Source organism: Cyanobium sp. Cruz-8D1 (assembly GCF_024345975.1).
GTDB lineage: Bacteria > Cyanobacteriota > Cyanobacteriia > PCC-6307 > Cyanobiaceae > Cyanobium.
Window position 1 is genome coordinate 16,762 of the sequence record NZ_JAGQCD010000040.1, and the last position, 9,234, is coordinate 25,995.

A 9,234-nucleotide genomic window follows, 5' to 3' on the forward strand; every position below is an offset into this window, starting at 1 on the left:
TGGGCAGCGGTTCAGGTGCCCCCCGGTGGAAAGGGGCTCGATGGTGGCGGCCCTCCTGATCGCCATGGCGGTGCTGCTGGGCAGTCTGGCGATCTCGAACCGCTCCAGCCTGGCCGAGCTGGCCTCCGCCTACCAGAGCCAGAGCCGTGAAGCCAGGGCCGCCGCCGACAGCGGCATGACGGCCGTGGTGAGTGAGCTCAACCGCCCCCGCAACCGCCGTTTGCTCGTTAACGCCTGCTTGCTGAACACGGCCACACCAGCCGCCATTGCCACAGACCCGAGAGTCAAGGTTGTGGATGGGCGTGATTCCGGTTACGCGGACGTGAGAACAACCTTCCTCTTCGAGGACAAGACGGCCACCCACCCTGACCAGAGAATCATCACCCACCCCGACCAGAGAAACAACATCGGCGATGGTTCCCAGCAGCGCTCGCGATTGATCCCTTTGGAGCCGGATGACTGCCCCACTGCCGAGCACGTGAAGCAGGGCAACGGGGAGCTCATCCTCACAGTGCGCGGTGAGGCCCTCCGCGGCGACGTTGTCGTGGCCGCCACCACCCTTCGGCAGACCCTGGAGGTGGTACCCAAGTGCCTCGACCGCAGCCTGCGCAACGCCTTCGGCAACGACAATCGCCGCTGCACCCTGGCCCCGGGCTTCGGCTTCGTTGCCGGGGCCGCCGACGACAACAGCGGTGATCTGGTGATCAAGGGTGGCTCCTACGAGATCGTCAATGATTCCTTCGAGCCCGTCGATCCGATCACCTGCCTGGCCTCAAGCCCATCGGGCTGTCATAGCAGCTTGAAAAACACCAGCGTCAACGTGGTGGACGTCCAGATTCCACCCCCACTACCCACCGACAACACGTTCTGCAGGGGCAACTCCCCGGATGTGCACTGCAACGTGGCGGTGACCAGCGACCTGACCCTGGCCACCAGGAACTTCGCCAGCTGGCCCGCCCCATGGAACAGCATTTGCAAAAAGCAGGATGCCAACGGCAACACCACCACATCGTCCACGTACGCCAGCGTGGCCTGCAGCATCAATAGCCTCAGCAGCTCTAATAACCGCACATTGATCATTGATGTCAGCGGTGCCTCGGCAGGGAGCTCCACTATTCCGGTTCGGCTCCATTTCCCCAACGCCGGCTCCGCCATCGCCCTTGGCAACGGAACAGAAATCCATCAATGCAACACGCAGAACGGCAGCGCCGCCTGCAACACCACCACATCGACAACCAACCCATTGAAAGCGGCAGATCTTGCCCTGTTCGGCTGTGCCGTGGGCGCTCCATCCCCCTGTGGCGCCCAGACGGTCGATTTTGCCAACGGCAATGGCAACAGTCAGAGTCTGTTCGTCTACTTCCCGAATGGGAACGTGTCCATGGGAGGCAACGTGAAGATCTCCGGCGTGATCTGGACGAATGACTTCACTGCCAATGGCAATGTGACAATCAACATCCCTGACACTGATTTAGCCAGTGTCTGCAGCCTGATGAAATTCTGCGGCGAAGACTACTCCGATATTGGAATTGATTACGTCACCAGAGCCGTCAAGCGGCTCACCTACTCCTGATCCACCGTGAACCATTCCTCCCCTCTCCCTAGGCGCCAGCGCCCTGTCAGCGGCTTCTCGTTGGTGGAGCTGATGGTGGCCTCGCTGCTGCTGGTGCTGTCTCTCACCGGCACGTCAGTCCTGTTCATGGAATCCAACCGCAGTTCAGCGGCAGCGTCATTGCGCTACCGCCAGCAGGCACTGGTGGACACCGATCTAGCCCGAGTACGGCGGCTCAACGACCGCTACACCTGTGCCTCCGGCACCTGCACCAGCCTGGGGGCCGAGGAGCTCGAAAAGGACGATTTCTTCCCCGCACCCACCTCCACCGCCGCCGATGGCAACAGCGCCGCCGGCAACTCCTTCGAGGCCCTGTGTCAATCCAACGGCCTGATCACCCAGCTGGTGGCCGATATCGGGCCCACCCCTTCGGGCCTCACCGCCGCCGGCATCACCTACGCCGTCGACCCGAACAACCAGGAGGGAGTCCACCGCTACACCATCACCTACAGCTACACCAACAGCACGAGTATCGAAGTGCTGCGCCGGGTCATGCTCGTGCCCACCACCGTCGCCTGGTGCCCCTGATGAAACACTCCTCCCACCACGGCTTCACCCTGATCGAACTCCTCGTGGTGGTGGCGGTCGTGGGCATCCTCTCCGCCGTCGGGATCGCCGCCTCCGGCAATGATTGGCGCCGGGAGCGGGTGAATGCCGTGGCCATCGAGCTGTCCGGCTGGCTGGATGCGGTGCGGCGCACCTCCCTCAAGGGCAATGCCTGCCAGGTGACCATCGGCGGCGGCAATCTCACCGCTGGCGCCACCCTGGCCACGGCCTCGGAGTTGGTCACCAACCCCTCCAACGACCCCATCCCCAACAACTGCCTCACCGGCCAACCGATGCGGATCAGCGGCAGCCTCGGCAACTCCACCTACGTGATTGCCCCGGCCGGCGTCACCAGCTTCAAGTTCACCCCCCGCGGCACGGTCAATGCCGCGGCCGCCAACACCCAGCTCGCCGGCCCGGTGGTGATCAAGATCTCCCTGGCGGACACCACTGGGCCCCTGCGCTGCGTCCGCATCTCCAAAGGCCTCGGCCTGGTCAGCATCGGTGCCAGCAACTCCAACGCCGGCACCTGTCCCGACAACAGCTACGGAGGCACCCTCTGAAGCCATGAAACACCTCACGTCCCATCCCCAACGCCACCGGCAGCGAGGCTTCACCCTCGTCGAACTGCTGATCACCTCCGTGATCATGGGGTTGATCATCGCGACCGGAAGCAATGTGATGGTGACCCAGATCCGGGTGTCGGCCCAGCAGGAATCGGTGCGGCGCCTCGAGGACCACTGGGGCCGCATCAACCATCTGCTGGAGAGTGAGATCACCGAATCCGCCTCGGCCACCGCCGTTGCCAACACCTCCCTCACCCTCACCCTCTCGGGCGGCCAGACGGTCACCTACGCCTTCGACGCCGGCACCCTGACCCGCACAGGCCCGCCCATCAATGACGACGGCACGCTGAATCTCAGCGCAGAAAACATCGCCTCCGACATGCTCACCAACGTCGACGCCTTCCAACCCACCATCACCAACAGCCGCGAACCTGCCTATACCTTGTCCCTCAACGATGGGCGCGGAACGACCTACACCGGGCTGTCCAGCTCCAGTCGCTCGCGCACATCCAGCTACCCCTGAGGTCGTTCCGATGCGCTGCCAGCGTTCTGCCCAGCGCCTGCTGGCACTGCTGCTGCCCCTGCTGCTGCTCGGCTGCCAGGGGACGCGCGTTGTGGTGAGCGCTCAGCAGCGGGCCGCCTGCCGCAGTGAGGCCGAAAAGGCCCCCACCCCCGAGCAGGCCCTGAAACGCAATGCCGCCTGCCTCACCGCCGCCCTCAAGGGCGAGGGACCGCCGCCCGCCCCGGCCAGTCCTGCGGCGCAGCCGGCACAGCCGCCGCCGGCCGCTGCCCCGATCGATCGCTACCTCTACTGCCGGGTCCACCAGGAGAAGGTGCTGGCCGCCTCGGCGCGGCTCACCAACGCCACCAAGCCTTTGCTCCTGGCCTCCAAGCGCTACGCGCCCGACAGCGAGGAAGTCCGCGCTGCCCAGCAGGCCTACAACGCCGCCGTCGCCGAACTCGAACAGCTGCTGCCGCCGGAGATCCGCAACGGCATGGACCTGCTGCCCACGGCCGTCGAGGCCTACAGCCGCTGCGATCGCCAGGTGCTGGAGCGAACGCCCGGTCCGTAGGCTGCCCCTAGACGATGGGCTTCTCCCGTGCTGGATCAGCGCCTGCTGCGCAACGACCCGACGCTGATCACCGCCCCCCTGGCGCGGCGCGGTCTGGCCACCGACCTCTCAGGCCTGCGCCAGCTGGCCCTGGAGGCCCGCGACCTGGAGCAGCATCGCAGTGAGCTGCAGGCGGAGGGCAACCGCGTCGGCCGCGAGGTGGGCGAGCGGATCAAGGCCGGCGCGGCGCCGGGGGGAGCGGAGGTGAAGGAGCTGCGGGAGCAGGGCAACCGCATCAAGCAGCAGGTGGCGGCGCTGGAGGAGCAGGAGAAGGGGATCGAGGCGCAGTTGCGCGAGCAACTGATGGTGCTGCCCAACCTGCCCTCGCCCCTCTGCCCCACGGGCCGCAGCGAGGCCGACAACGTCGAGGTGAAGCGCTGGGGCAGCCCGCGGCTGGCCGCGGAAGGCGAGCAACTTCAGGAGCACTGGCAGATCGCCGAGCGGCTGGGCATTGTCGACACCGAGCGCTCGGTGCGCATCGCCCAGAGCCGCTTCGTGACGCTGCTGGGCCAGGGGGCCCGGCTGGAGCGGGCCCTGATCAGCTTCATGCTCGATCGCCACAGCCAACGGGGCTACACCGAGGTGCTGCCGCCGATCCTGGTGAACACCGCCAGCCTCACCGCCTCCGGCCAGCTGCCGAAGTTCGCCGAGGAAAGCTTTCGCTGCGCCGAGGACGACCTCTGGCTCACCCCCACCGCCGAGGTGCCCGTCACCTCCTTCCACCGCGGCGAGGTGCTCGCCGCCGAAGCCCTACCGCTGAAGTACGCCGCCTACACCCCCTGCTTCCGCCGCGAGGCCGGCTCCTATGGCCGCGACACCCGCGGCCTGATCCGCCTGCACCAGTTCAACAAGGTGGAGCTCTTCTGGTTCTGCCGCCCCGAAGACTCGGAAGCCGCCCACGAGCAACTCACCCGTGATGCCGAGGCGATCCTGGAGGCCCTGGAGCTGCCCTACCGGCGCCTGGAGCTGTGCACGGGCGACCTGGGCTTCTCCGCCGTTCGCACCTACGACCTGGAGGTGTGGCTGGCGGGGGCCGGCACCTACCGCGAGATCTCCAGCTGCAGCAGCTGCGGCGATTTCCAGGCCCGGCGGGCCTCGATCCGCTTCCGCGACGGCAAGACCACCCGCCTGCTGCACACCCTCAACGGCAGTGGTCTGGCCGTGGGGCGCACCATGGCGGCCCTGCTGGAGGCGGGCCAACAGGCGGACGGCAGCGTCAGGCTGCCCGAGGCGCTGGTGCCTTACTTCGGCTCCGACACGATCGGGGCGGATTGAGGGGAGTCGCCGCGGGGAGGCCACCCAGGCGTTTCAGCAGCGGTTGCTTGGTAGCGATGAAGGTGGCTGCAATCGTCTGAATCTTGTCGATCTGGGCTTGCGGTTCGGTGATCACCTGGTTGTCCTGACTGAGCAGTTGCACACCCAGCTCCTTGAGCCATAACAGCACACAGCTGCTGAGCATCGGCTCCTCGAGACGGTCCTGAAGCCCCTTATCGATCAAGGCTTCGAGAATTGAGAATGGAAGGGCGGAGGCCACCGCCGGCAAGGCCAATTGGGTGTAGGAATGCCCCTCCTGCATGCGGTCCAGCAGCACTTGATTGAGGCGTTGAACCAGCGGTGTCGACTTGGCTCCTGCAGCCCCCCGGTCGAAGCCGATGCACCCCGCCTCGAGCAACAACGCGAGCATGACCACCAGCTCGCCCTGGGTTTGCTGGCTGGAGCTCAGTAGGGAACCCATCGAAGCCGGTGCATCCGAGACGGCCGTGATCACGGGTCCGTAGGCCTTCAGGTCACCCTGAATGTCCCCGAAGGTGGCTCTGAAGTGAAGGGTGTCCCGGGGCGTGGGGAGCCACTCACGCTGGGGCAGCACCAACTGGAACGACAGCGAGGCAAGGCGCTGGCCCCATTCCTGCTGGGTGAGCCGTACATTCCACCTCGTCAGGATATCTATTCGAAATCGCTTGTTGGTGGCCAGATCAATCAGGAGTTCACGGGCCGCTGGCCTGATTTCCGGGATCGCGAGCTCGCGCAGAGGTGGCGGCAGGAGTTCGATGAAGGACTCGGAGTAAGTCACCGACCCGAGAAAGGAGAACTGGTGGGTCGCGCACCGCGCCAGCATCTCTAAGACATATAGCGGCGACCAACCTGGATTGGCAAACTCACCGCATAGATAGTCAACAAGTGCAAACTGCAATGATTGCAACTCTCTGCGTAAACCAGGCAGGGCCGAACCCAGGGGAGAAGGCTGGGATTCCTCCCCGAGCAGTTGATTCAGAAGGCTTGCCGATTCGTGAAAGCAATGGCCCAGCGCACCTGGCTTTGCAGTCGGTAGCTCAAGGGCCAGAAGCTGCTTAAAACTGCTGCAAGCCAGCCAACCCGGATAGGTGTTGTAGGAGCAGTAGAACAGGCCACCGTGGCGCAGGGATGCCGCCGCCGCGGCAAGAAGGGCGCTCTGAACCGACGCAGTGACCCAGGGCGAAATACCGTAGGCCACCACTTAATGACAGCCACCCGCAGGCCAGGGCGTGAGACATCGGAGCCGGCCAAATCCAGAAAGTCGGCCTCAATGATGGCCACATTCTTCAACCCTGCTCGACGGACCAGATCATGGGCATGGGCATGGGCCACATGATCTGGATGAAAGTCAACGCCATAGAAGTGCCCCTCTGGATAAAGGGCCGCCAGCATCACCAAAGAAAAGCCGGTGGCACAGCCGAGGTCGAGGAAAGTGAACGGCTCACCCTCAGAATCCCGAGCCGGCAGATGCCCCATGAAGGGCGGCAAGATCCATCCAACTGGGGCACAGTTCACAATAAAACTCACTCGTGTATGACCTTGACGAGTGATAGCCGTGATCCCAGGAGGCCTCGCCCAAATCAGTTGATGCTCTCGGAGGCTCCGGAGTAGAGAGTGAGGGTACGCGTCTCCACATCCGCAGAACCGGGAACGCTCAGACCCAGATCCAACCTGACCCATGTGCAATCAGCTGACACCGTTGGAACAAACGTGGAGACATTGGTCAAGACCCGTTGGCTGCCCACTGAAGTAGACGGGGTGGTGGTCAGCAGACCATTGGTGTCGACTTGTGGACCAATGCGACGTAATTCGGTGCCGACCAGTTCATAGCGGATCACGTCGTAAGAAATGGTGTTGTTGGCCCCTTGAATCGGCACCAAAAGTCTTAAGTCTGCTGTTGCTGAAGGCGTTGCACATTCAGCGTTGTTTGGCGCGGCGGGGGGTGGTGCGGATGCTGGAGCAGGCTTGCAGCGTGTATCCGGTAGAGTGATGGTCCTTGATGTTCCTGGGTCCACGCCTCGACGCAGCAAGCAGGCTTCACCCGCTTCTGTTTTCAACAGATCGGAGATACGCCGAAAGTTGCGGTTGATCGTCGTAAGGGCATAGACACGGTCAGCAATACGAATCTGATGGACTCCCAGGATGGCTACGGATCCCAAAGCGATAACAGAAAGAACCCCACCGATCAGCAGCTCAATCAGGGTAAAGCCATGGTTTTGTCGCCTTCGGCCAGTAGCAGCTTTCATCAGGTCCGCTCCCATACGCTGCAAGCCTGCGTAACATCACCGGTGGCATTATTAATACCTGTGCTGAGGGTGCCAAAAGACACTCTCACACAACGCAAAGGCAGCTGGTTGTTAACAGAGATCTTGACAATGGCTTCCACTCCATTGGCAACGACGCCACCACGTGGCGTGAACGCCATGGATGTTGTCCCGGCGGGAGTGTACGTGACAGCAACATTGTATGTGCGGTTACCATCGGTGGAAGGCAGCGCCAAGTTGGCCTCCGAGGTACACCGGGCATCGCTGCCTTGCAAGGAAGCGAAGGTGGCGCCGGGGGCCAAGCCATTGGCTGTGGTGAACTGCACGGTGCAGGGTCCGAAGGCACCGGATCGTCCAGAGATGCCCTCCAGCCAACCCACCAGCTCGGCGGCGGCGGCATTGGCCTGATCACGGCGCAAGAAGACCTGGGAAGAAGCAAAAACAAGCGAGCCCACAATGCCAATCACAGCCACCGTCACCATCAACTCGCTTAAGGTGAAGGCCTGAGACTGGGATCGTTGATGGCGCTGGCAGACTCTGGGCAGGATGCTCATGGGCAGTGATAAGCCATGTGGGGAATGATGTTCTCCACTCGCGTCACCCGATTATTGCTGTTGTTATCTGTGAATGTCACTCTGAGGATACGCTCGGCCTGAATCGCTGTGGTGCGGGTGGCGTTGACAGGCTGTCCTAGACCATCCACGGCATTGCGAAACGGGGTCATGAAGGCTGTGTTGTTGCTGGCTGCACAGAGTTGCTCCACAGCGATCGGCTCTGATGAGGTTGTTGTGTTGGGAAAGTTGGCTGTTGTCGAGGTAAGGTCAACCTGAGGGAAGTAATAACGATCATCCAATGGATTATTGGTTGCACATGGCTGCGTGACGCCACTGACGACACCAAAACTGGTAGGCGGCACTGTCGTGCAGACCCCAGAGCAGCAGGTAAAGCGACGGGCAAGCGTCTTAATTTGACTCAGGTTGTCATCGATGGAGGCCTGCATCACCACCTGCTGTTGCGTGGAGAGTGTTCTGCGGTTGATGCTGTTGAAAATGGTCGCCGTAGAGCTGACCACAATCATCAACATGACCGTGAGCACCAATGACTCAAGGATTCCAATCCCTTGATCCGAGGACGGGATTGCGTTGAGTCGATCTCGCAAGAATCTCTTCATAACTCTAATTCAAAGAAAAGCCCTTGCGCGCAGCCGTTGGTGTCCGCGCGACCCAGTCAATACCTTCCCAGCCAATGAAGGACACGTCAGCGGAATTGGCCACGCCTACCAATTGGGTGAGGCTTGAAGAGGCTGATGGCGGAACTCGAAAATGGTTCTGCCCGCCAGCCAGAATCGTGCGAACCCAGATCCTGCCACCGAAGTTCCAGCTGTCATCCGTTGCCAATTCTGCCGCAGTGAGGGCTGGCAAAGGACCACAACCATTGACGCAGAAGGAGACAAGCCCCCAGGGCAGATAGAACCAGGCACCTGCAATACGGGAGCGGTTGGCTGCCGTAGCAGAAGAGTCAGCGCCGATGATGATGATTTGATTGCACGGTTGGTTGGTGCGTCCCGCATCGATGCAGGTGCTTTCTGGTGAGGTATCCCTGCCAAAGATGTTAAACCTGTCATATTCAGCCACCGGGTTGAATACATTCTCAGAGACCAGTGTTGTACAGTTTTCAACTGGGACAGTACCCGAGAAAGGTGGCGTACTTCCTCTTAAGGGAACTTCGAAAAATCAACAAGGCACTTGATTGTGGCATGATTCCGATTATGATCGGTTAAGCAATCTTCACAACAACTGTGGGTCAGAGAGGCTTCTGGGACGAGCAGCAAAGAGTCACAA

General features: G+C 62.1%; 11 protein-coding genes and 1 pseudogene. 6 read left to right on the forward strand and 6 right to left on the reverse strand.

The window, feature by feature from the left end; all coding sequences use genetic code 11:
• Nucleotides 1–40 precede the first annotated feature (40 nt).
• Genes KBZ33_RS17545 through serS form a run of 6 tightly spaced genes read left to right on the forward strand, consistent with a single transcriptional unit; the run spans nt 41 to nt 5,111 of the window.
• Nucleotides 41–1,573, forward strand: coding sequence for a hypothetical protein (locus KBZ33_RS17545; RefSeq protein ID WP_254954715.1), 1,533 nt, complete (start codon nt 41–43; stop codon nt 1,571–1,573).
• A 6-nt stretch (nt 1,574–1,579) separates the two neighbouring features.
• The gene (locus tag KBZ33_RS17550; protein ID WP_254954716.1) at nt 1,580–2,140 is read left to right on the forward strand and encodes a hypothetical protein; all 561 of its coding nucleotides are present in this window, start codon (nt 1,580–1,582) and stop codon (nt 2,138–2,140) included.
• Nucleotides 2,140–2,721, forward strand: coding sequence for a Tfp pilus assembly protein FimT/FimU (locus KBZ33_RS17555; protein ID WP_254954718.1), 582 nt, complete (start codon nt 2,140–2,142; stop codon nt 2,719–2,721). Before KBZ33_RS17550 ends, KBZ33_RS17555 begins: the two co-directional genes overlap by 1 nt.
• Nucleotides 2,722–2,725: 4 nt before the next feature.
• The gene (locus tag KBZ33_RS17560; RefSeq protein WP_254954719.1) at nt 2,726–3,247 is read left to right on the forward strand and encodes a type II secretion system protein J; all 522 of its coding nucleotides are present in this window, start codon (nt 2,726–2,728) and stop codon (nt 3,245–3,247) included.
• A gap of 10 nt (nt 3,248–3,257) precedes the next feature.
• Complete coding sequence (locus KBZ33_RS17565; protein ID WP_254954720.1) at nt 3,258–3,797, forward strand: hypothetical protein; 540 nt, start codon at nt 3,258–3,260, stop codon at nt 3,795–3,797.
• A gap of 27 nt (nt 3,798–3,824) precedes the next feature.
• Nucleotides 3,825–5,111: a serine--tRNA ligase gene (gene serS / locus KBZ33_RS17570; protein WP_254954721.1), complete on the forward strand. Its 1,287-nt coding sequence runs from the start codon at nt 3,825–3,827 to the stop codon at nt 5,109–5,111.
• Here serS and KBZ33_RS17575 read toward each other — a convergent pair.
• The 6 genes and pseudogenes from KBZ33_RS17575 to KBZ33_RS17595 form a co-directional block, all read right to left on the reverse strand.
• Nucleotides 5,053–6,327 (reverse strand): methyltransferase regulatory domain-containing protein, encoded by a 1,275-nt coding sequence (locus tag KBZ33_RS17575; protein WP_254954722.1) that lies wholly within the window; start codon nt 6,325–6,327, stop codon nt 5,053–5,055. The two genes, serS and KBZ33_RS17575, sit on opposite strands and share 59 nt — an antisense overlap.
• A 53-nt stretch (nt 6,328–6,380) precedes the next feature.
• Nucleotides 6,381–6,809 (reverse strand): annotated as a pseudogene (locus tag KBZ33_RS21910) (class I SAM-dependent methyltransferase); the annotation flags it as partial.
• On the reverse strand, nt 6,710–7,390 hold the full coding sequence (locus tag KBZ33_RS17580; protein WP_254954723.1) for a type II secretion system protein: 681 nt from the start codon (nt 7,388–7,390) through the stop codon (nt 6,710–6,712). The gene KBZ33_RS17580 and the pseudogene KBZ33_RS21910, both read right to left, overlap by 100 nt.
• Nucleotides 7,375–7,947: a prepilin-type N-terminal cleavage/methylation domain-containing protein gene (locus tag KBZ33_RS17585; RefSeq protein ID WP_254954725.1), complete on the reverse strand. Its 573-nt coding sequence runs from the start codon at nt 7,945–7,947 to the stop codon at nt 7,375–7,377. Before KBZ33_RS17585 ends, KBZ33_RS17580 begins: the two co-directional genes overlap by 16 nt.
• Nucleotides 7,944–8,492: a hypothetical protein gene (locus KBZ33_RS17590; protein ID WP_254954726.1), complete on the reverse strand. Its 549-nt coding sequence runs from the start codon at nt 8,490–8,492 to the stop codon at nt 7,944–7,946. Before KBZ33_RS17590 ends, KBZ33_RS17585 begins: the two co-directional genes overlap by 4 nt.
• Nucleotides 8,493–8,568: 76 nt before the next feature.
• Nucleotides 8,569–9,027 (reverse strand): hypothetical protein, encoded by a 459-nt coding sequence (locus KBZ33_RS17595; RefSeq protein ID WP_254954727.1) that lies wholly within the window; start codon nt 9,025–9,027, stop codon nt 8,569–8,571.
• Nucleotides 9,028–9,234: the final 207 nt, after the last annotated feature.

Bases quoted from the DNA above. Each gene is read 5' to 3' on its own strand.
- KBZ33_RS17545 (WP_254954715.1), top strand. From the start codon at position 41: ATGGTGGCGGCCCTCCTGATCGCCATGGCGGTGCTGCTGGGCAGTCTG.
- KBZ33_RS17565 (WP_254954720.1), top strand. From the start codon at position 3,258: ATGCGCTGCCAGCGTTCTGCCCAGCGCCTGCTGGCACTGCTGCTGCCC.
- KBZ33_RS17555 (WP_254954718.1), top strand. From the start codon at position 2,140: ATGAAACACTCCTCCCACCACGGCTTCACCCTGATCGAACTCCTCGTG.
- KBZ33_RS17580 (WP_254954723.1), bottom strand. From the start codon at position 7,390: ATGGGAGCGGACCTGATGAAAGCTGCTACTGGCCGAAGGCGACAAAAC.
- KBZ33_RS17560 (WP_254954719.1), top strand. From the start codon at position 2,726: ATGAAACACCTCACGTCCCATCCCCAACGCCACCGGCAGCGAGGCTTC.
- KBZ33_RS17585 (WP_254954725.1), bottom strand. From the start codon at position 7,947: ATGAGCATCCTGCCCAGAGTCTGCCAGCGCCATCAACGATCCCAGTCT.